General features: G+C 68.8%; 28 protein-coding genes. 4 read left to right on the plus strand and 24 right to left on the minus strand.

Annotated elements, in window-relative coordinates:
- Nucleotides 1-169 precede the first annotated feature (169 nt).
- The 24 genes from map to rpsJ all read right to left on the minus strand — a co-directional run bounded on the left by map (nucleotide 170) and on the right by rpsJ (nucleotide 12,988).
- Entirely contained in the window at nucleotides 170-1,006 is an 837-nt protein-coding gene (gene map, locus ACWC5C_RS13200; RefSeq protein ID WP_450875516.1) for a type I methionyl aminopeptidase, read from the minus strand.
- A gap of 121 nt (nucleotides 1,007-1,127) precedes the next feature.
- Nucleotides 1,128-1,784 carry an adenylate kinase gene (locus tag ACWC5C_RS13205; RefSeq protein ID WP_385440551.1) on the minus strand — a complete coding sequence of 219 codons (657 nt, stop codon included), beginning with the start codon at nucleotides 1,782-1,784 and terminating at the stop codon, nucleotides 1,128-1,130.
- Nucleotides 1,784-3,097 carry a preprotein translocase subunit SecY gene (gene secY / locus ACWC5C_RS13210; RefSeq protein ID WP_450875517.1) on the minus strand — a complete coding sequence of 438 codons (1,314 nt, stop codon included), beginning with the start codon at nucleotides 3,095-3,097 and terminating at the stop codon, nucleotides 1,784-1,786. Before secY ends, ACWC5C_RS13205 begins: the two co-directional genes overlap by 1 nt.
- A 205-nt stretch (nucleotides 3,098-3,302) precedes the next feature.
- A complete protein-coding gene (gene rplO, locus ACWC5C_RS13215) occupies nucleotides 3,303-3,758 on the minus strand; it encodes a 50S ribosomal protein L15 (RefSeq protein WP_450875518.1) in 456 nt (151 codons plus the stop codon).
- A gap of 1 nt (nucleotide 3,759) precedes the next feature.
- Complete coding sequence (rpmD, locus tag ACWC5C_RS13220; RefSeq protein ID WP_450875562.1) at nucleotides 3,760-3,942, minus strand: 50S ribosomal protein L30; 183 nt, start codon at nucleotides 3,940-3,942, stop codon at nucleotides 3,760-3,762.
- Nucleotides 3,943-3,944: 2 nt separating this feature from the next.
- Nucleotides 3,945-4,550, minus strand: a complete 606-nt coding sequence (gene rpsE / locus ACWC5C_RS13225) for a 30S ribosomal protein S5 (protein WP_009715867.1) — start codon at nucleotides 4,548-4,550, stop codon at nucleotides 3,945-3,947.
- Nucleotides 4,551-4,596: 46 nt separating this feature from the next.
- The gene (gene rplR / locus ACWC5C_RS13230) at nucleotides 4,597-4,980 is read right to left on the minus strand and encodes a 50S ribosomal protein L18 (protein ID WP_385440556.1); all 384 of its coding nucleotides are present in this window, start codon (nucleotides 4,978-4,980) and stop codon (nucleotides 4,597-4,599) included.
- A 3-nt stretch (nucleotides 4,981-4,983) separates the two neighbouring features.
- The gene (gene rplF / locus ACWC5C_RS13235) at nucleotides 4,984-5,523 is read right to left on the minus strand and encodes a 50S ribosomal protein L6 (protein WP_385440558.1); all 540 of its coding nucleotides are present in this window, start codon (nucleotides 5,521-5,523) and stop codon (nucleotides 4,984-4,986) included.
- A gap of 20 nt (nucleotides 5,524-5,543) precedes the next feature.
- Nucleotides 5,544-5,942, minus strand: a complete 399-nt coding sequence (rpsH, locus tag ACWC5C_RS13240) for a 30S ribosomal protein S8 (RefSeq protein ID WP_385440561.1) — start codon at nucleotides 5,940-5,942, stop codon at nucleotides 5,544-5,546.
- 212 nt (nucleotides 5,943-6,154) lie between these two features.
- Nucleotides 6,155-6,340, minus strand: a complete 186-nt coding sequence (locus ACWC5C_RS13245; RefSeq protein WP_003948630.1) for a type Z 30S ribosomal protein S14 — start codon at nucleotides 6,338-6,340, stop codon at nucleotides 6,155-6,157.
- A 3-nt stretch (nucleotides 6,341-6,343) separates the two neighbouring features.
- On the minus strand, nucleotides 6,344-6,904 hold the full coding sequence (rplE, locus tag ACWC5C_RS13250) for a 50S ribosomal protein L5 (RefSeq protein ID WP_385440563.1): 561 nt from the start codon (nucleotides 6,902-6,904) through the stop codon (nucleotides 6,344-6,346).
- Nucleotides 6,904-7,227 carry a 50S ribosomal protein L24 gene (gene rplX / locus ACWC5C_RS13255; protein ID WP_450875519.1) on the minus strand — a complete coding sequence of 108 codons (324 nt, stop codon included), beginning with the start codon at nucleotides 7,225-7,227 and terminating at the stop codon, nucleotides 6,904-6,906. Before rplX ends, rplE begins: the two co-directional genes overlap by 1 nt.
- 3 nt (nucleotides 7,228-7,230) lie before the next feature.
- On the minus strand, nucleotides 7,231-7,599 hold the full coding sequence (rplN, locus tag ACWC5C_RS13260; protein ID WP_003992364.1) for a 50S ribosomal protein L14: 369 nt from the start codon (nucleotides 7,597-7,599) through the stop codon (nucleotides 7,231-7,233).
- 101 nt (nucleotides 7,600-7,700) lie between these two features.
- Nucleotides 7,701-7,988, minus strand: coding sequence for a 30S ribosomal protein S17 (rpsQ, locus tag ACWC5C_RS13265; RefSeq protein WP_009715873.1), 288 nt, complete (start codon nucleotides 7,986-7,988; stop codon nucleotides 7,701-7,703).
- The gene (gene rpmC / locus ACWC5C_RS13270; RefSeq protein WP_009715874.1) at nucleotides 7,988-8,212 is read right to left on the minus strand and encodes a 50S ribosomal protein L29; all 225 of its coding nucleotides are present in this window, start codon (nucleotides 8,210-8,212) and stop codon (nucleotides 7,988-7,990) included. The genes rpsQ and rpmC overlap by 1 nt, the downstream gene beginning before the upstream one ends.
- A complete protein-coding gene (rplP, locus tag ACWC5C_RS13275) occupies nucleotides 8,212-8,631 on the minus strand; it encodes a 50S ribosomal protein L16 (protein WP_009715875.1) in 420 nt (139 codons plus the stop codon). The genes rpmC and rplP overlap by 1 nt, the downstream gene beginning before the upstream one ends.
- Before the next feature lie 5 nt (nucleotides 8,632-8,636).
- On the minus strand, nucleotides 8,637-9,467 hold the full coding sequence (gene rpsC / locus ACWC5C_RS13280; protein WP_450875520.1) for a 30S ribosomal protein S3: 831 nt from the start codon (nucleotides 9,465-9,467) through the stop codon (nucleotides 8,637-8,639).
- The gene (gene rplV, locus ACWC5C_RS13285) at nucleotides 9,467-9,814 is read right to left on the minus strand and encodes a 50S ribosomal protein L22 (protein ID WP_450875563.1); all 348 of its coding nucleotides are present in this window, start codon (nucleotides 9,812-9,814) and stop codon (nucleotides 9,467-9,469) included. Before rplV ends, rpsC begins: the two co-directional genes overlap by 1 nt.
- 40 nt (nucleotides 9,815-9,854) lie before the next feature.
- On the minus strand, nucleotides 9,855-10,136 hold the full coding sequence (rpsS, locus tag ACWC5C_RS13290; protein ID WP_450875521.1) for a 30S ribosomal protein S19: 282 nt from the start codon (nucleotides 10,134-10,136) through the stop codon (nucleotides 9,855-9,857).
- A gap of 12 nt (nucleotides 10,137-10,148) precedes the next feature.
- The gene (rplB, locus tag ACWC5C_RS13295; protein WP_385440573.1) at nucleotides 10,149-10,985 is read right to left on the minus strand and encodes a 50S ribosomal protein L2; all 837 of its coding nucleotides are present in this window, start codon (nucleotides 10,983-10,985) and stop codon (nucleotides 10,149-10,151) included.
- Nucleotides 10,986-11,033: 48 nt separating this feature from the next.
- Complete coding sequence (gene rplW, locus ACWC5C_RS13300) at nucleotides 11,034-11,360, minus strand: 50S ribosomal protein L23 (protein ID WP_009715880.1); 327 nt, start codon at nucleotides 11,358-11,360, stop codon at nucleotides 11,034-11,036.
- Entirely contained in the window at nucleotides 11,360-12,013 is a 654-nt protein-coding gene (gene rplD, locus ACWC5C_RS13305; protein ID WP_450875522.1) for a 50S ribosomal protein L4, read from the minus strand. The genes rplW and rplD overlap by 1 nt, the downstream gene beginning before the upstream one ends.
- 8 nt (nucleotides 12,014-12,021) lie before the next feature.
- Nucleotides 12,022-12,666 (minus strand): 50S ribosomal protein L3, encoded by a 645-nt coding sequence (gene rplC / locus ACWC5C_RS13310; RefSeq protein WP_009715882.1) that lies wholly within the window; start codon nucleotides 12,664-12,666, stop codon nucleotides 12,022-12,024.
- Nucleotides 12,667-12,679: 13 nt separating this feature from the next.
- Nucleotides 12,680-12,988: a 30S ribosomal protein S10 gene (rpsJ, locus tag ACWC5C_RS13315; RefSeq protein WP_014054162.1), complete on the minus strand. Its 309-nt coding sequence runs from the start codon at nucleotides 12,986-12,988 to the stop codon at nucleotides 12,680-12,682.
- A gap of 502 nt (nucleotides 12,989-13,490) precedes the next feature.
- On the opposite strand from rpsJ, the gene ACWC5C_RS13320 reads away from it, so the two are divergent.
- The 4 genes from ACWC5C_RS13320 (at nucleotide 13,491) to ACWC5C_RS13335 (ending at nucleotide 18,206) form a co-directional block, all read left to right on the plus strand.
- Nucleotides 13,491-14,051 carry a SigE family RNA polymerase sigma factor gene (locus ACWC5C_RS13320; RefSeq protein WP_450875523.1) on the plus strand — a complete coding sequence of 187 codons (561 nt, stop codon included), beginning with the start codon at nucleotides 13,491-13,493 and terminating at the stop codon, nucleotides 14,049-14,051.
- Nucleotides 14,052-14,061: 10 nt separating this feature from the next.
- Nucleotides 14,062-14,976, plus strand: coding sequence for a hypothetical protein (locus ACWC5C_RS13325; protein ID WP_450875524.1), 915 nt, complete (start codon nucleotides 14,062-14,064; stop codon nucleotides 14,974-14,976).
- 69 nt (nucleotides 14,977-15,045) lie between these two features.
- Nucleotides 15,046-15,924 carry a DUF3152 domain-containing protein gene (locus ACWC5C_RS13330; protein ID WP_450875525.1) on the plus strand — a complete coding sequence of 293 codons (879 nt, stop codon included), beginning with the start codon at nucleotides 15,046-15,048 and terminating at the stop codon, nucleotides 15,922-15,924.
- A gap of 125 nt (nucleotides 15,925-16,049) precedes the next feature.
- Nucleotides 16,050-18,206, plus strand: coding sequence for a PIG-L family deacetylase (locus ACWC5C_RS13335; RefSeq protein ID WP_450875526.1), 2,157 nt, complete (start codon nucleotides 16,050-16,052; stop codon nucleotides 18,204-18,206).
- The last annotated feature ends 34 nt before the right edge of the window (nucleotides 18,207-18,240 follow it).

Here is an 18,240-nt window from a genome sequence, read left to right on the forward strand (position 1 = left end):
TCGGGATCGGCTACCTTGATCGGCTCGCGACATGCGGGAGGGCATGCGTGAGCCGACGTGTCAGTCTACGTCAGGGCATCCCGAAACACGAATCCGGGTCAGCATGCCCGGATTCCGTGGTTTTTATGCCAAAGAAGATCACGTGAGGGGGCCGGCCGTCGGGTCCCGCTCAGGCCAGCGGGTCGGGCGCGGTCTCGACGCCCAGCTCGGCCAGCTTCGCCTTGCCGCCGTCGACCGCGGTCAGCACCAGCGGGCCCTCCTCGGTCAGCGCGACCGAGTGCTCCCAGTGGCTGGACCAGGTGCCGTCGTCCGTCTTGACGGTCCAGTCGTCGGCGAGGACGTGCGTCTTCGCGGTGCCGAGGCTCACCATCGGCTCGATCGCGATGCAGAAGCCGGGCACCAGCTTCGGGCCCTTGCCGCGCTTGCGGGAGACATAGTTCAGCAGATGCGGGTCCATGTGCATCTGGCTGCCGATGCCGTGGCCGCCGTAGTCCTCGACGATCCCGTACTTACCGGAGGCCGGACGCGGCTGGCGGCGGATGTAGCCCTCGATCGCCCTGGAGATGTCGATCAGCCGGTTGCCCTTGCGGACCGCGGCGATCCCGGCCCACATCGACTCCTCGGTGACCCGGCTCAGCTCGTGCAGCTCCGGGGCGTGGCCCTCGCCGACGAAGACGGTGAGGGCCGCGTCCCCGTGCCAGCCGTCGATGATCGCGCCCGCGTCGATGGAGAGCAGGTCGCCGTCCTTGAGCACGGTCTCCCGGTCCGGGATGCCGTGGACGACGATGTCGTTCACGGAGGTGCAGATGGTCGCGGGGAAGCCGCCGTAGCCCAGGAAGTTCGACTTGGCGCCGTGGTCGGCGATCACCTTGCGGGCGACGTCGTCCAGGTCCTTGGTGGAGGCGCCGGGCACGGCGGCCGCCCGCGTCGCCTCGTGGATGGCGGCGACGACCAGCCCCGCCTCACGCATCTTCGCGATCTGCTCGGCCGTCTTGATCTCCACCATGGGGTGCCTTCCGGGATCAGTCTCTGGTGCCGCGGTCGTCCTGCCGTGACGCATCTGCTCAACAGTACGGCCGTGGTGCCCCGGAGGGGCACCACGGCCGGAATTCCGGTCCTCGCGGCCGTCAGGCCGCCTTGGCGGCCAGAGCGCCCATCGCGCGCTGCGTGACCTCGGATACCTTGCCGAGCGCCGGGATCGTCACGACCTGGCCCTTGGCCTTGTAGTAGTCGATGATCGGCTCGGTCTCGCGGTGGTAGACCTCAAGGCGCTTGCGGACGGTTTCCTCGCTGTCGTCCTCGCGCTGGTACAGCTCGCCGCCGCACACGTCGCACACGCCCTCGGTCTCGGGCTTCTTGTACTCCACGTGGAAGGTGTGCGCGCTGTCGTTGCGGCAGGTCCGGCGGCCGGCGATCCGCTTGACCACCTCGTCCTCCGGGACCTCCAGGTCCAGCACGGCGTCCAGGGTGAGGTCGTTGTCCCGCAGGTAGGCGTCCAGCGCCTGGGCCTGGGCCACGTTTCGCGGGAAGCCGTCGAGCAGGAAGCCGCCCGCGGCGTCCTCCTGGCTCATCCGGTCCTCGGCCATGCCGACCGTGACCTCGTCCGGTACCAGCTGCCCGGCCCTCATGTACTCCTGCGCCTGCTTGCCGAGCGGTGTGCCCTGGCTGATGTTCGCGCGGAAGAGGTCGCCCGTGGAGATGTGCGGGATCGACAGGTTCGCGGCGAGGTACGTCGCTTGCGTACCCTTACCGGCTCCAGGAGGCCCGACGAGGACGATTCGCATCAGCGGAGGAACCCTTCGTAGTGTCGCTGCTGAAGCTGGCTCTCGATCTGCTTCACGGTCTCCAGGCCGACACCCACGATGATCAGGATGCTCGTGCCGCCGAACGGGAAGTTCTGATTGGCATCGAGCGTCACCAGCGCCACCGTGGGCACCAGGGCGATCAGACCCAGATAGAGCGCACCGGGCCACGTGATGCGGTTCAGCACGTAGCTCAGATACTCAGCAGTGGGTCGACCAGCCCGAATACCCGGGATGAACCCACCATACTTCTTCATGTTGTCGGCAACTTCTTCGGGGTTGAAGCTGATGGCGACGTAGAAGAACGCGAAGAAGACGATCAGCAGGAAGTACGCGGTGATGTAGATCGGGTGGTCGCCCTTGACCAGGTTCTGCGAGATCCAGTTCGCCCAGCCCGCCTTGGACTGACTGAACTGAACGATCAGCGCCGGAATGTAGAGCAGGGACGAGGCGAAGATCACGGGGATCACGCCCGCCTGGTTCACCTTCATCGGGATGTAGGTCGACGTGCCGCCGTACGACCGGCGGCCGATCATCCGCTTGGCGTACTGCACCGGGATACGGCGCTGCGCCTGCTCGACGAAGACCACCAGGCCGACCATGGCCAGACCACAGACGATCACCAGGCCGAACTCCAGCCAGCCGCCCATGATCTTGCCCTGCTGCTTGATGCTCCACATGGCGCTGGGGAAACCGGCGGCGATCGAGACGAACATCAGGATCGACATGCCGTTGCCGATGCCGCGGTCGGTCACCAGCTCACCGAGCCACATGATCAGCGCGGTGCCGGCGGTCATCGTGATGACCATCACGGCGGTGGTGAAGATCGAATCGTCCCGGACGATCTGATTGCCGACCGGGCAGCTCTGGAACAGAGAACCGCTGCGCGCCGTGGCGACCAGGCCGGTGCCCTGGAGGATCGCCAGCGCGACAGTCAGGTAACGGGTGTACTGCGTGATCTTCGCCTGCCCCGTCTGGCCCTCCTTCTTGAGGGCCTCCAGACGCGGGATCACCACGGTCAGCAGCTGCAAGATGATGCTCGCCGTGATGTACGGCATGATCCCGAGCGCGAAGATGGTGATCTGGAGCAGTGCGCCACCACTGAACATGTTGACCAGGCCGAACAGCCCCTGCTGACCCTTGGCCAAGTCCATGCACGTCTGGACATTCTTATAGTCGATGCCCGGGATCGGGACATGTTGCCCGAGCCGGAAGAGCACGATGATGGCCAGCGTGAACAGCAGCTTCTTGCGCAGGTCGGGCGTCTTGAACGCCCGGGCGAACGCGGTGAGCACGGTGCCTCCTGCGCCCCCCGCGTTCATTGCGCGAGAGGTGACGGTCTTGAGGATCGACGAATACTTATCAGCCAGGACCCGTACGGAGACGTACCGCACGGAAGGTAACAGCGCACGCCACCTTACCGGCGACCGGGCCCCCCTAGGAACGACCAACCGGGGATGCCCCAGATCTGGGGCATCCCCGGCCAGTTTCGCACGTTGCTCAGACGAGCTCGGTGACAGTGCCGCCGGCGGCGGTGATCTTCTCCTTGGCGGAGCCGGAGACGGCGTCGACCGTCACCTGCAGCGCCACGGAGATCTCGCCGGAGCCCAGCACCTTGACGAGCTGGTTCTTGCGCACCGCACCCTTGGCGACCAGATCGGCCACCGTGACCTCGCCACCCTGCGGGTAGAGCGCGGTCAGCTTGTCCAGGTTCACGACCTGGTACTCGGTGCGGAAGGGGTTCTTGAAGCCCTTCAGCTTCGGGAGACGCATGTGGAGGGGCATCTGCCCGCCCTCGAAGCGCTCCGGAACCTGGTAACGGGCCTTCGTGCCCTTGGTACCACGACCAGCGGTCTTGCCCTTGGACGCCTCACCACGACCGACACGGGTCTTGGCGGTCTTGGCGCCCGGGGCGGGCCGGAGGTTGTGGACCTTCAGCGGGTTGTTCTCCGCCATGTCAGTCGACCTCCTCGACCGTCACGAGGTGCCGCACGGTGGTCGCCATGCCGCGGAACTCGGGGCGGTCCTCCTTGACAACCACGTCGCCGAGCCTCTTCAGCCCGAGCGAACGCAGGGTGTCGCGGTGGTTCTGCTTGCTGCCGATGTACGACTTCGTCTGCGTGATCTTGAGGCGGGCCATGCTCACACACCCACCCCGGCACGTGCCCGCAGCAGAGCGGCGGGGGCGACGTCCTCGAGCGGCAGACCACGACGGGCGGCGATCTCCTCGGGCCGCTGAAGGCCCTGCAGAGCGGCCCGCGTGGCGTGCACGATGTTGATCGGGTTCGACGAGCCGAGCGACTTGCTCAGCACGTCGTGGATGCCCGCGCACTCCAGAACGGCGCGCACCGGGCCACCGGCGATCACACCGGTACCGGGGGACGCCGGCTTGAGCAGCACGACACCCGCGGCCTCCTCACCCTGGATCGGGTGCGGGATGGTGCCGGCGATCCGGGGGACCTTGAAGAAGTGCTTCTTGGCCTCCTCCACGCCCTTGGCGATCGCGGCCGGCACCTCCTTGGCCTTGCCGTAACCGACACCGACGGTGCCGTCACCATCGCCCACCACGACCAGCGCGGTGAAGCTGAAGCGACGACCACCCTTCACGACCTTGGCGACACGGTTGATCGCGACAACCCGCTCGACATAGGCGGTCTTCTCGGCAGCTGCGCCGCCGTCCCGCCGGTCCTTCCGGTCCCGCCGCTCGCCGCCACCGGCGCCGCCACCGCGACGCTGGGGTCCAGCCATTGGTTTTACCTCTCTCTGTTACGTCCGCTAGCTCCGGAACCGGGGCTTAGAACTTCAGCCCGGCTTCGCGGGCGGCGTCCGCCAGAGCGGCGATGCGCCCGGCGTACTGGTTGCCACCGCGGTCGAACACGACGGCCTCGACACCCGCGGCCTTCGCCCGCTCGGCCACCAGCGCGCCGACCTGCTTGGCCTGGTCGCTCTTGTCACTCTCGCCACCACGAATGGAGGTGTCCAGCGTCGACGCCGAAGCGAGCGTGTGGCCCGCGATGTCGTCGATGACCTGGGCCACCATGTGGCGGTTGGACCGCGTCACCACGAGACGGGGACGCTCCGGCGTACCGGAGATCCGCTTGCGGACGCGGATGTGACGGCGCTTGATGGCAGCGGCCTTGCGGGCGTTGCCCTTAGCGATCTTCACACCGTATGTCATGGCTTACTTACCAGCCTTTCCGACCTTGCGGCGGATGACCTCGCCCGCATACTTCACGCCCTTGGCCTTGTAGGGGTCGGGCTTGCGAAGCTTGCGAATGTTCGCGGCGACCTCGCCGACCCGCTGCTTGTCGATGCCCTCGACGCTCAGCTTGGTCGGGGACTCCACCTTGAAGGTGATGCCCTCGGGGGCCTCGACCAGGATCGGGTGGCTGTAGCCGAGCGAGAACTCCAGGTTGGAGCCCTTCGCCAGGACGCGGTAGCCAACACCGCTGATCTCGAGCGCCTTGCTGTAGCCCTGGGTCACGCCGGTGATCATGTTCGCCACCAGCGTGCGGGACAGGCCGTGCAGGGCCTTGTTCTGACGCTCGTCGTTCGGGCGGGTGACAACGAGGTTGTTGTCCTCACCCTTGGCGACCTCGATGGGCGCGGCGACGGTGTGCGAGAGGGAGCCCTTGGGGCCCTTCACCGCGACCGTGCGGCCATCGATAGTGACGTCCACACCAGCGGGAACCTGGATGGGCAGCTTGCCAATACGCGACATGTGCTTCCTCCGTTCCCTGGTTACCAGACGTAGGCGAGGACTTCCCCACCCACGCCCTTCTTGCCGGCCTGCTTGTCGGTGAGGAGCCCGTGCGACGTGGAGATGATCGCCACGCCCAGGCCGCCGAGCACCTTCGGCAGGTTGGTGGACTTTGCGTAGACCCGCAGGCCCGGCTTCGAGATCCGCTTGATGCCCGCGATCGAGCGCTCACGGTTCGGGCCGAACTTCAGCTCGAGGGTGAGGTTCTTGCCGACCTCGGCGTCCTCGACCTTCCAGCCGGTGATGTAGCCCTCCTGCTGGAGGATCTCCGCGATGTGCGACTTGATCTTGCTGTGGGGCATCACGACGTCGTCGTGATAAGCCGAGTTCGCGTTCCGCAGACGGGTCAGCATGTCTGCGATCGGATCGGTCATGGTCATGTTTGGCCTTCGGCCTCTCTCGCCGGGGTTTCCTATGTGCACCATCCCTCTCACCCACTCTCGGTGGGCACGGGTGTGGCGCGGGGACCTTCGGCGTAGTAAGACAATTCTGGGCGGCGAGCGCCCAACCCTTCCACTCTACGGGAGTGAGCGGGCGGGCCTCGCCATCCATTGCTTACCGAGAGCCTCCGGAACCAGTCCGAGTGGGCTGGTTACCAGGAGCTCTTGGTCACGCCCGGCAGCTCGCCACGGTGAGCCATCTCACGAAGGCACACGCGGCACAGGCCGAACTTGCGGTACACGGAGTGCGGACGACCGCAGCGCTGGCAGCGCGTGTAGCCACGCACGCCGAACTTGGGCTTGCGGGCGGCCTTGGCAATGAGAGCCTTCTTCGCCACGGCTCACGCCTCCTTGAACGGGAAGCCGAGGTGACGCAGCAGGGCACGGCCCTCTTCGTCGGTGGTCGCCGTGGTCACCACGGTGATGTCCATACCCCGGACGCGGTCGATCTTGTCCTGGTCGATCTCGTGGAACATGACCTGCTCCGTGAGACCGAAGGTGTAGTTCCCACGGCCGTCGAACTGCTTCGGCGACAGACCGCGGAAGTCGCGGATGCGCGGGAGCGCGAGCGACACCAGACGGTCCAGGAACTCCCACATGCGGTCGCCCCGGAGGGTGACGTGGGCACCGATCGGCTGGCCCTCGCGCAGCTTGAACTGCGCGATGGACTTACGGGCCTTCGTGACGGCCGGCTTCTGGCCGGTGATCGTGGTGAGGTCGCGGATGGCGCCCTCGATCAGCTTGGAGTCGCGGGCGGCGTCGCCCACACCCATGTTGACCACGACCTTGGTGAGGCCGGGGATCTGCATGACGTTCTCGATGGAGAACTGCTCCTGCAGCTTGCCCTGGATCTCTTCCCGGTAGCGCGTCTTGAGACGCGGTGCAGTGGTGGTGGCAGTCATCAGATGTCCTCACCGGTCCGCTTGGCAACGCGGATCTTGTTGCCGTCGTCGTCGAAGCGGAACCCGACGCGGGTGACGACCTTGTTGCCGTCCTTCTCCACCACGAGCGATACGTTGCTCACGTGGATCGGGGCCTCGGTCGTCACAATGCCGCCGGTCTTCGAACCACGAGCGGTCTGTCCGGCCTTGGTGTGCTTCTTGACCCGGTTGACACCCTCGACCAGGACGCGGTCCTCACGGGGGAAGGCCGCGATGACCTTGCCCTGCTTGCCCCTGTCCTTACCGGTGATGACCTGGACCAGGTCGCCCTTCTTGATCTTCATCGGTTACAGCACCTCCGGCGCGAGCGAGATGATCTTCATGAACTTCTTCTCGCGCAGCTCACGGCCCACCGGGCCGAAGATACGGGTGCCGCGGGGGTCGCCATCGTTCTTGAGGATGACGGCCGCGTTCTCGTCGAAGCGGATGTACGAACCGTCCGGGCGGCGGCGCTCCTTGACGGTGCGCACGATGACCGCCTTGATGACGTCACCCTTCTTCACGTTGCCACCGGGGATCGCGTCCTTCACGGTGGCGACGATGACGTCACCGATGCCCGCGTAGCGGCGACCGGAGCCACCGAGAACACGGATGCAAAGGATTTCCTTCGCACCAGTGTTGTCGGCGACGCGCAGTCGCGACTCCTGCTGGATCACGTCTATCTCCTGATCGTCTGCCGGTTCCCGGCAGGGGCTCGATATATCGGGCCCCTGCCGAGCCTGGCGGAACTGACCTGAGAGCTAATGCCCTCAGGGATTTACTTGGCCTTCTCGAGGATCTCGACGACGCGCCAGCGCTTGGTCGCGGACAGCGGCCGGGTCTCCATCAGGAGAACGCGGTCGCCGACACCCGCGGCGTTCTGCTCGTCGTGCGCCTTGAGCTTGTTCGTACGGCGGATGACCTTGCCGTACAGCGCGTGCTTGACGCGGTCCTCAACGGCGACGACGACGGTCTTGTCCATCTTGTCGCTGACGACCAGACCCTCACGGGTCTTGCGGAAGCCACGGCTCTGCGGTGCGTTCTCAGTCACATTCGTCTCGCTCATCAGGCGCTCTCCACCGTCTCGATGCCGAGCTCGCGCTCGCGCATCAGGGTGTAGATCCGGGCGATGTCCTTGCGGACGGCCTTCAGCCGGCCGTGGTTCTCGAGCTGTCCGGTCGCCGCCTGGAAGCGGAGGTTGAACAGCTCTTCCTTGGCCTCACGCAGCTTGCCAACGAGGTCCTCGTTGTTCAGCTCACGCAGCTCGGACGCCTTGGTACCGGCCGCCATCACGACTCACCTGCCTCGCGCCGCACGATCCGGCACTTCATCGGGAGCTTGTGAGCAGCGCGGGTGAGCGCCTCACGCGCAGTCTTCTCGTTCGGGTAGGACAGCTCGAACATCACCCGACCGGGCTTGACGTTCGCGACCCACCACTCCGGCGAACCCTTACCGGAACCCATGCGGGTCTCGGCGGGCTTCTTCGTCAGCGGACGGTCCGGGTAGATGTTGATCCAGACCTTGCCGCCACGCTTGATGTGGCGGGTCATCGCGATACGAGCGGCCTCGATCTGACGGTTCGTGACGTACGCCGGGGTGACGGCCTGAATGCCGTACTCGCCGAACGCCAGCTCCGTGCCGCCCTTGGCCATGCCGGACCGCTTGGGGTGGTGCTGCTTGCGGTGCTTGACCCTGCGAGGGATCAGCATGTCGGTCAGGCCTCCGTTCCGGTGCTCTCAGCGGCCGGAGCAGCGGCAGCGGCCTCGGCCTTGGGGGCCTCGGCAGCGGCGTTCTGCTGCTGCGGCTTACGGCCACGGCCACCGCGCTCGCCACCACGGCGCTGCGGGCGGTCGTTACCGCCACCACGCGACGGGCGGTTGCCGGCGCGGGCGGCGGCGTTCTCGGCGCGGACCTCGGCGATGTTCTTGACGTCGCCCTTGTAGATCCACACCTTGACGCCGATGCGGCCGAAGGTGGTCTTGGCCTCGAAGAAGCCGTAGTCGACGTTCGCGCGGAGCGTGTGCAGGGGCACGCGGCCCTCGCGGTAGAACTCCGAGCGGGACATCTCGGCGCCGCCGAGACGGCCACCACACTGGATCTTGATGCCCTTGGCACCGGCCTTCATCGTCGACTGCATGCTCTTACGCATGGCGCGACGGAAGGAGACGCGGGAGGACAGCTGCTCGGCGACGGCCTGGGCCACCAGCTGAGCGTCCACCTCGGGGTTCTTGACCTCGAGGATGTTGAGCTGCACCTGCTTGCCGGTGAGCTTCTCCAGCTCGCCGCGGATACGGTCGGCCTCCGCGCCGCGACGGCCGATGACGATGCCCGGCCGGGCGGTGTGGATGTCGACGCGGACGCGGTCACGGGTGCGCTCGATCTCCACCTTGGAGATACCGGCGCGCTCCATGCCCTTCGTCATCATCCGGCGGATGGCGACGTCTTCCTTGACGTAGTCCTTGTACAGCTTGTCGGCGTACCACCGCGACTTGAAGTCCGTGGTGATGCCGAGCCGGAACCCGTGCGGGTTAACCTTCTGGCCCATTACCGGGTTCCTTCCTTGCTGCTGACGACCACGGTGATGTGGCTGGTCCGCTTGCGGATCCGGTAGGCGCGACCCTGGGCGCGCGGACGGAAACGCTTCAGAGTCGGGCCCTCGTCGACATAGGCCTCGGAGATGACGAGGCTGCCGGCGTCGGTGTGGTCGTAGTTGTGCGCTGCGTTGGCGATGGCGCTGTCAAGCACCTTGCCGACGGGCACGCTCGCGGCCTGCGGGGCGAAACGCAGGACCGCCTGAGCCTCCGTGGCGCCCATGCCACGAATGAGGTCCACCACTCGGCGGGCCTTCATGGGCGTGACGCGGATGTACCGCGCCTGGGCCCTGGCTTCCATGGTTGTCCCTTCGGTGTCAGTCATGAGTCATTTCCGCCGATCAGCGACGACGCGACTTGCGGTCGTCCTTCTCGTGGCCGCGGAAGGTGCGGGTCGGCGCGAACTCGCCGAGCTTGTGGCCGACCATCGACTCGGAGACGAACACCGGGACGTGCTTACGGCCGTCGTGCACCGCGATCGTGTGGCCGAGCATCGCCGGGACGATCATCGAGCGGCGGGACCAGGTCTTGATGACGTTCTTGGTGCCGACTTCGTTCTGAACATCCACCTTCTTGATGAGGTGGCCGTCGACGAAGGGCCCCTTCTTGAGACTACGCGGCATCTAAACCCGCTCCTAGCGCTTCTTGTTCGTCTTGCGGCGGCGGACGATGTACTTGTTGCTGGCCTTCTTCGGCGAGCGTGTACGGCCCTCCTTCTGACCCCACGGCGAGACCGGGTGGCGACCACCGGAGGTCTTGCCCTCACCACCACCGTGCGGGTGGTCGACGGGGTTCATGACCACACCACGAACGGTCGGGCGGACGCCCTTCCAGCGCATGCGGCCGGCCTTGCCCCAGTTGATGTTCGACTGCTCGGCGTTGCCGACCTCGCCAACAGTGGCGCGGCAGCGGACGTCGACCAGGCGGATCTCACCGGACGGCATACGAAGGTGGGCCATCGAGCCCTCCTTCGCCAGCAGCTGCACGGAGGCACCGGCGGAGCGGGCGAACTTCGCGCCGCCACCGGGCCGCAGCTCGATCGCGTGGAGCGTGGTACCGACCGGGATGTTGCGCAGCGACAGGTTGTTGCCGGGCTTGATGTCGGCGCCGGGGCCGTTCTCAATCCGGTCGCCCTGCTTCAGGCCACGCGGCGCGAGGATGTAGCGCTTCTCGCCGTCCGCGTAGTGCAGCAGCGCGATGCGCGCGGTGCGGTTGGGGTCGTACTCGATGTGCGCGACCTTCGCCGGGACGCCGTCCTTGTCGTGACGGCGGAAGTCGATCACGCGGTACGCACGCTTGTGACCGCCACCCTGGTGGCGGACCGTGATGCGGCCGGCGTTGTTACGACCACCCTTGCTGTGCAGCGGGCGGACCAGCGACTTCTCCGGCGTGGACCGCGTGATCTCGACGAAGTCGGCGACGCTGGAGCCACGACGGCCCGGGGTCGTCGGCTTGTACTTGCGGATACCCATTTCTCAGTCCTCGGAATATTCCGGACTTCTGGACGATTCCGACCTCCGTCAGGAGGTCGGGCCGCCGAAGATGTCGATACGGTCGCCCTCGGCAAGGGTCACGATGGCGCGCTTGGTGTCCTTGCGCTTGCCGTAACCGGTGCGGGTGCGCTTGCGCTTGCCCTGCCGGTTGATCGTGTTGACCCCGGTGACCTTGACCGAGAAGACCGCCTCGACGGCCTGCTTGATCTGGGTCTTGTTCGCGCGCGGGTCGACGATGAACGTGTACTTGTTCTCGTCCAGCAGCGCGTAGCTCTTCTCCGACACCACCGGCTTGACGAGAACGTCGCGGGGGTCGGTGAAGGTCTTGCTGGTGACAGCGGTCGCCTCACTCATCAGGCGGCGCTCCCTTCGGTCTTCTCAGCGGCCTTGGGACCAGCCACGAAGGACTCGAAGGCGGCCTTGGTGAAGACCACGTCATCGGAGACGAGCACGTCGTACGTGTTCAGCTGGCCCGGCTCCAGGATGTGCACCTGGGGCAGGTTGCGGGCGGACAGCCACGCGGCCTCGTCGCTCCGCTCGGCGACCAGGAGCACGTGCTTGCGCTCGCTGATCTTGCCCAGCAGGGCCTTGGCGGCCTTGGTGGAGACGTCGCCCTCGACCACGCCGGTCACGACGTGAACGCGGTTGTGGCGCGCCCGGTCCGAGAGGGCACCGCGCAGGGCGGCGGCCTTCATCTTCTTCGGGGTGCGCTGGCTGTAGTCACGCGGCACGGGACCGTGCACGACGCCACCGCCGGCGAACTGCGGCGCGCGGGTCGAGCCCTGCCGGGCACGACCGGTGCCCTTCTGGCGGTACGGCTTCTTGCCACCGCCGCGGACCTCTCCGCGCGTCTTGGTCTTGTGCGTGCCCTGACGGGCAGCGGCCAGCTGTGCGACGACGACCTGGTGGATCAGCGGAATGCTGACCTGCGCGTCGAAGATCTCCGTGGGGAGTTCGACGTTCCCGGCCTTGTCGCCTGCCGGCGAAAGGATGTCAATGGTGCTCATCGGTTACCTCAGGCCCCCTTGGCCGCGGTACGGACCAGGACGAGGCCGCCGTTCGGACCAGGAACCGCTCCCTTGATCAGGAGCAGGCCCTTCTCCGCGTCAACGGCATGGACGGTCAGGTTCTGGGTGGTGACCCGCTCGTTGCCCATGCGGCCGGCCATGCGCAGGCCCTTGAACACGCGGCCCGGGGTGGCGCAGCCACCGATCGAGCCCGGCGAGCGGTGCTTGCGCTGGGTGCCGTGGCCGGCGCCGAGGCCACCGAAGCCGTGGCGCTTCATGACACCGGCGGTGCCCTTGCCCTTGCTGGTGCCGGTCACGTCGACCTTGACACCGGACTCGAACGCCTCGGCGGTGACCTCCTGGCCGAGCGTGTACTCGCTGGCGTCAGCGGTACGCAGCTCCACCAGGTGGCGGCGCGGGGTGACGTCGGCCTTGGCGAAGTGGCCCTTGAGGGGCTTGTTCACCTTGCGCGGGTCGATCTCGCCGAAGGCGATCTGGACGGCGTCGTAGCCGTCCGCGTCATCGGTACGGACCTGGGTAACGACACAGGGCCCGGCCTTGACGACGGTGACCGGAACAACACGGTTGTTCTCGTCCCACACCTGCGTCATGCCGAGCTTCTCGCCCAGGACGCCCTTGATCTGCTTAGCCATCTCGCGCGTCACCTCAGAGCTTGATCTCGATGTCGACGCCCGCCGGCAGGTCGAGACGCATGAGCGAGTCGACGGTCTTCGGCGTGGGGTCGAGGATGTCGATGAGGCGCTTGTGCGTACGCATCTCGAAGTGCTCGCGCGCGTCCTTGTACTTGTGCGGCGACTTGATGACGCAGTACACGTTCTTCTCTGTGGGCAGCGGCACCGGGCCCGCGACCGACGCACCAGTGCGGGTCACCGTCTCGACGATCTTCTTCGCCGAGGAGTCGATGACCTCGTGGTCGTAGGCCTTGAGCCGGATGCGGATCTTCTGTCCCGCCATGGCTACTTCGTAGTCCTGTCTCTCGTAACGCTCTGGGACCCGGTGGCGTTCGCGGCCCTCCCACCCCACCCCCGACCCACGCGGTCGGGCGTGTCGCGCCCCTTCTCGTAAATCTCCGCAGAAGAGATCCCTGGTGAAGGGGGTTGGCTGGGGGAGAGAGTCACCCACCGGGCGCCTGGCTGGGGCCCCGCTGACACTTCCCGGAAGATTCCCGTACTTCCGCCCCTGATCAGGGGCGACGAGTACTGCGGGACTCGCTTCCAGTCCTCCCGGCGGGAGGCGCGCAGCATTGGCACTCAACCGAGCAACCCGGACAGTCTGCCATACGGGACCCAGCCACCGCGAATCGGCCCTGCAGGTTACCCCACGCCTCCGATCTCGAACCCTTCGGCGCCTCTCCCTCTGTGATGTGACGCACAGTGGGCAACCAGCCCCCGCCCCCAACGCGTTCCGGCGAGCGTGGATCACACGAAGGATCGGCTTCGAATCACGCGAGGGCGGCATGGCGGGCGGCGACTGGACCGAGTTCGAGGAGTTCGTCGCCGCCTGCGGGCCACGGCTGCTGCGTTCCGCCTGGTTCCTGACCGGCGACCGGCATCTGGCCGAGGATCTGCTGCAGAGCGCCCTGGCCCGGGTCTGGCCGAAGTGGGGACGCATCGCCGAGGAGAACCCCGAGGCGTACGTCCGCCGCACCCTGGTCCATCTGCACGCGTCCTGGTGGCGACGGCACTGGCGGCGCGAGGTGCCCCACTCCGAGCTGCCCGAGCCGTCCTCGCGGGGCGGCCCGGCGGGTCCGTACGGCCACATCGGCGAGGTCGACCAGGCGCGGGCGCTGATGGGGCTGCTGCGGTTGCTGCCCCGGCGCCAGCGCGAGGTCGTCGTCCTGCGCTATCTGGAGGATCTGAGCGTGGAGCAGACCGCCACGGTGCTGGGCTGTTCCACCGGCACGGTCAAGAGCCAGGCGTCGAAGGCCCTGAACACGCTGCGCGCCCGATTACCCGGGCTCGATCCCGGTCTCGTGCCCGCCCCGGAGCCGGTCCGCGGCCGCGCCGCGCCGAAGTGAGGTGAGGACCATGGCGACGAAGGACATCCCCGGCGGGTACGGCACCGAGGAGCTGGCCCGTACCGCGGCCGGGCTGCGGCGGCTCGCGGACGCCGGTACCCCGCCGCTGACGGCGCCGGAGGACCGCATGGAGCGGGTACGGCACCGGGTGGCGCGGGCCCGCAGGCGGCGTACCGCCGTCGTGGCCGCCCCCATGGTGGTCGCGCTGATCGCGGGGGCGGTGTCGCTGGCCACCGGCCTGCGCGACGGCCGCTCCGCCGAGCCCGGCTCCACCACCCCGGCCACGACGCCGGGACCGGACCGGACGGCGACGCCCCGGAAGGTGCTGAAGCTGCCGGACGTCTCGGGCGACCTGGGCCTGCGGGTGTCCGTACCCGACGACTGGCGGGTGGCGGAGCCGCGTCGCGTTGACGGCACTGACGGAGCTGACAGCGCGGATGGCACGGATGGCACGGACGCGCCCGCGAGCGAGACGTACGTCCTGGCGGGCCCGGCGGCGCACGAGACGTCGAGCACGGCGGCGGGCCAAACCCCGGACTCGACCCCGGGCATGGCGTCGAGGGCACCGCAGAGCACGGCGTCCATCGCTCCCCCGAGCACCACGGACGGCCCGTGCGGCGAACCCCTCCAGGACGCCCGCTACGGCCCCGAGCTGTGCCTGCCGGTGACCCGGCTCCCGGAGAACGGCGCCCTGCTGCTGTGGCGCCGGGAGTCCTACGACCGGCCCGAGCGGGACCAGCCCGTCGAGCAGTCGCTCCCCAGCCCGGTCTGCCGGGAGCTGGGCGGCACGGCGTTCCTCAGCAGACGGCAGCCGCTGCCCGGGCACCCCGACAGCACGGTCGCCGCGTACGCCTGCCTCGCCTCCCCGGACTCCGCCCTCGTCGCGCGCGTCAAGGCCGCGCTCTCCTCGGCCCGCTTCTCCTGAGCGCCCGCTTCTCCTGAAGCCGCGACCGACCCCCCGTACCACCCCACCCCCCCTGGAGCACCCCCACCCATGACCGTCACCGAACCGTCCGCCGAGCAGTCCGCCGCGCCGCCCGCCCGGGCCTCGCACCGCCGCTCCCGGCGCAGGAGGCGCCGCCGGTCGCCGGTGGTACCGCTGCTGACCGGCGCGGCGGTGACGGCCGGAGCCCTGCTGGCGGCGTACGTCCTGTTACCGGCGGACGGCGGCGGCGCGCGGTCGACCCCCTCGGACTCCGCCGCCGACTCCCCGGTGGCGAGCCAGTCCCCCACCACGACGCCGTCGGCCCCGTCGGCGCCGCCCTCCCGGTCCTCCCGCGACGCCGCGCCCACGCGCCCCGCCGCGCCCACCGCGGGGACCGGCACCTTCATCACCGCGAAGGCGTCCGGCGAGGTCATCGGCGACGGCGCCGACGTACGGCGGTTCAAGGTCCAGGTGGAGGAGGGCACCGGCGTCGACCCGAAGAAGGCCGCGGCCGAGATATCCGCGGTCCTCGCGGACCAGCGCGGCTGGACCCGGGACCAGAAGCACTCCTTCCAGCTGGTCGCCGACGGCACCTACGACTTCGAGGTGAAGATCGCCACCCCGGACACGGTCGACGACATCTGCGGGCAGGCCGGGCTGAAGACCCGGGGCAAGGTCAACTGCGCCGCCGGAACGCAGGTCATGGTCAACCTCACGCGCTGGAACACCGGTTCCCCCGAGTTCGACGGCCCGATCGGCGAATACCGGGCGCTGATCATCAACCATGAGGTGGGCCACCGCATCGGCCACGGCCATGAGACCTGCCCCGGCAAGGGCAAGCCCGCCCCGGCGATGATGCAGCAGATAGACGGGCTGAAGGGCTGCGTCGCCAACGCCTGGCCCTACACCAAGGCCGGGCGTTACCTCGGCGGCCCCTCGGTCGCCTAGGGGCGCGTCCGGAGTGTGACCGACACCTCCCGGTCATCGGACAACCATCCAAGATCATCAGCCGTCCCCTATCACGTGGAAGCAGCCCGGATATTTCGCGCTGCACAAGTGACAGGGTCACCAAATTGAACAGTCGATGGACTCTGCCCGCGCGCGCGACACGCAGGCAGGCACTGGCCGCGGTGGCGGCCCTCACCGCCGCCGCTGCCACCGGGTGCAGCAGCCGTCCCGGGGCTTCCGCCGCCCCCGCCGCCCCGGCCCGGACGACCAGCAGCCCGGGGGCCGCCGAGCCGTTCACCCCGGCGGTCGGGGACAAGCGGGGCACCCTGCTCCAGGTCATGGCGCACCCCGATGACGACCTGTACTTCATGAACCCCGACAACGAGCACGTGCTGCGCTCCGGGGTCCCCGTGGTGAGCGTGTACGTCACGGCGGGCGAGGCGCTGGGCCTCAACAAGGTGGCCGGGCGGCCGCTGCCGCCGCCGGACAAGGCCGCGTACTCCGCCGCCCGCCACCAGGGGCTGCGCCAGGCGTACGCGCAGATGCTGGGGCTGAACCAGTTCACGCCGTGGCAGCGGTCGGTGCTGAACCTGCCCGGCGGCGTCAAGGCGGAGTCGAACGTGCTCGCCAACGGCGCCCGCAGAGTGCGGCTGATCTTCCTCAACATCGCCATGCTGTCCGAGGGCCACCTGCGCATGCCCGACCTGTGGGACACCCCCGGCACGGTCATGCGGACGCTGCTCGCCGAGGGCTCCCCGGTGGCACACCCCAGCTCGTACGTCCACCAGACGCTGGTCGACGTGCTCGCCGAGATCATGGACCGCTACCGGCCCACCCTGATCCACACCCTCGACCCCGACCCCGACTTCCAGGTCCACGACGCGCTGCGCCCCAGGGACAACGACCAGCCGGGCTGCTCGGACCACCGGGACCACACCCCCGTCGCGCTGTTCACCTGGAAGGCGATCGCGCAGTGGGCCGCCGAGTCCACCCGCCGGGACCACCGGGCGCCGCGCTTCACCACCACGTCCTTCCGCGGCTACTACAACCAGCGCTGGCCGCACAATCTGCCGCCCGCCGTGCTGGCCCAGAAGGCCCGCGTGATCAAGGCGTACGGCGGCTCACCCGAGTGGAAGTGCGGTGAGAGCGCGGGCTGCGGCGACTACAGCCAGGGCGGCATGCGGCCGCTCAAGAACCGCAAGGGCTGGATCCGCTCCACCCACTACCGCTACCCCAGCGCCCTGCCCACTCCCACCACCGACCGCGAGGGCCGTCTCGTCGCGTACGGCGTCCTCGGCGCCCAGGCCGTCCGGTGGCGCGAAACCGCCCGTGGCAGCGGGCGGTTCGGGGCGCCGCTCGGGCTCGGCGGCGGGCCGCTGGCCCCCGGCTTGAGCGCCGTGACCGACAGCGCGGGACGCCAAGTGCTGCTGGCGCTGCGGTTCGCGGCGCTGGACGGGCAGGGCGGCGCCAATCTGCGCGAGATCGTGGCCCTGGAACAGCGCCGCCCGGGCGGGCCGTTCCGCGCCTGGACCGGGCTCGGCACCCCCGAGGCCAACCCCGAGCACGGCCGCCGCGTCGGCTGCCCCACGGCGGTCGCCACCCCGGACGGCAAGGTCCACCTCTTCGTACGGACCGCCGAGAAGGGCCTCGCCACCCGGGTACGGGACGCCGAGGGCCGCTGGGGCCCGTGGGAGCGGCTCGGCGGCGCGGAGATCCAGGACGGGCTGACCGCCCTGGTCGACCGCGAGGGCCGCGCCCATGTCGTCGCCCCGGGCCGCGACACCGTGCACCACTGGTCGCAGGAGCGGCCGGGCGGCCCCGTCGCTCTGCGCACCGCCGCCGGACTGCCCCGCCCCGGCGGCAACCAGATCGGCGCCGCGATCGCCCCCGACGGCTCGCTCTCGCTGGTCTACCGCACCCCGGCGGCGACCGTGCCCGCCCTCCACGGCACGGAATCCAGTACGGAGGGCCGCACGGTGCGGCACTTCGAGGGGTACGGGGCCATCGCCGCGCACACCGTGCCGGAGCCCGGCAAGGAGGGCGGGGACGGCGAGGACGGCAAGGCCACCACCCTGCTCCTGCTCGGCCGCAGCCTCGACGGCGACGTCCAGGTCCAGTGGGGCACCGGCCCTGACGACCGCCCGCTGCGCTCCCCCGGCCACCTCACCCCGGTGGGCGCCCCCGCGCTGCTGGCCGACCCGGATCAGGGGGCGTGTGTGGTGGGCGTCGCGCCGGACGCCACGCCCTGGATCTGGCGCCCGCGCCCCACGTCGAGGGCGTAACGGGCGCCCCCGGCCCGTCGTATCGGCCGGGGGC

This window comes from Streptomyces sp. NPDC001700, assembly GCF_053596435.1.

Coding starts and splice junctions, on each gene's coding strand:
- map (WP_450875516.1), bottom strand. CDS start 1,006: ATGGTGGAGATCAAGACGGCCGAGCAGATCGCGAAGATGCGTGAGGCG.
- ACWC5C_RS13205 (WP_385440551.1), bottom strand. CDS start 1,784: ATGCGAATCGTCCTCGTCGGGCCTCCTGGAGCCGGTAAGGGTACGCAA.
- rplO (WP_450875518.1), bottom strand. CDS start 3,758: ATGGCGGAGAACAACCCGCTGAAGGTCCACAACCTCCGGCCCGCCCCG.
- rpmD (WP_450875562.1), bottom strand. CDS start 3,942: ATGGCCCGCCTCAAGATCACGCAGACGAAGTCGTACATCGGCAGCAAG.
- rpsE (WP_009715867.1), bottom strand. CDS start 4,550: ATGGCTGGACCCCAGCGTCGCGGTGGCGGCGCCGGTGGCGGCGAGCGG.
- rplR (WP_385440556.1), bottom strand. CDS start 4,980: ATGACATACGGTGTGAAGATCGCTAAGGGCAACGCCCGCAAGGCCGCT.
- rplF (WP_385440558.1), bottom strand. CDS start 5,523: ATGTCGCGTATTGGCAAGCTGCCCATCCAGGTTCCCGCTGGTGTGGAC.
- rpsH (WP_385440561.1), bottom strand. CDS start 5,942: ATGACCATGACCGATCCGATCGCAGACATGCTGACCCGTCTGCGGAAC.
- rplE (WP_385440563.1), bottom strand. CDS start 6,904: ATGACTGCCACCACCACTGCACCGCGTCTCAAGACGCGCTACCGGGAA.
- rplX (WP_450875519.1), bottom strand. CDS start 7,227: ATGAAGATCAAGAAGGGCGACCTGGTCCAGGTCATCACCGGTAAGGAC.
- rpsQ (WP_009715873.1), bottom strand. CDS start 7,988: ATGAGCGAGACGAATGTGACTGAGAACGCACCGCAGAGCCGTGGCTTC.
- rpmC (WP_009715874.1), bottom strand. CDS start 8,212: ATGGCGGCCGGTACCAAGGCGTCCGAGCTGCGTGAGCTGAACAACGAG.
- rplP (WP_009715875.1), bottom strand. CDS start 8,631: ATGCTGATCCCTCGCAGGGTCAAGCACCGCAAGCAGCACCACCCCAAG.
- rpsC (WP_450875520.1), bottom strand. CDS start 9,467: ATGGGCCAGAAGGTTAACCCGCACGGGTTCCGGCTCGGCATCACCACG.
- rplV (WP_450875563.1), bottom strand. CDS start 9,814: ATGGAAGCCAGGGCCCAGGCGCGGTACATCCGCGTCACGCCCATGAAG.
- rpsS (WP_450875521.1), bottom strand. CDS start 10,136: ATGCCGCGTAGTCTCAAGAAGGGGCCCTTCGTCGACGGCCACCTCATC.
- rplB (WP_385440573.1), bottom strand. CDS start 10,985: ATGGGTATCCGCAAGTACAAGCCGACGACCCCGGGCCGTCGTGGCTCC.
- rplW (WP_009715880.1), bottom strand. CDS start 11,360: ATGAGTGAGGCGACCGCTGTCACCAGCAAGACCTTCACCGACCCCCGC.
- rplD (WP_450875522.1), bottom strand. CDS start 12,013: ATGAGCACCATTGACATCCTTTCGCCGGCAGGCGACAAGGCCGGGAAC.
- rplC (WP_009715882.1), bottom strand. CDS start 12,666: ATGGCTAAGCAGATCAAGGGCGTCCTGGGCGAGAAGCTCGGCATGACG.
- rpsJ (WP_014054162.1), bottom strand. CDS start 12,988: ATGGCGGGACAGAAGATCCGCATCCGGCTCAAGGCCTACGACCACGAG.
- ACWC5C_RS13320 (WP_450875523.1), top strand. CDS start 13,491: ATGGCGGGCGGCGACTGGACCGAGTTCGAGGAGTTCGTCGCCGCCTGC.
- ACWC5C_RS13325 (WP_450875524.1), top strand. CDS start 14,062: ATGGCGACGAAGGACATCCCCGGCGGGTACGGCACCGAGGAGCTGGCC.
- ACWC5C_RS13330 (WP_450875525.1), top strand. CDS start 15,046: ATGACCGTCACCGAACCGTCCGCCGAGCAGTCCGCCGCGCCGCCCGCC.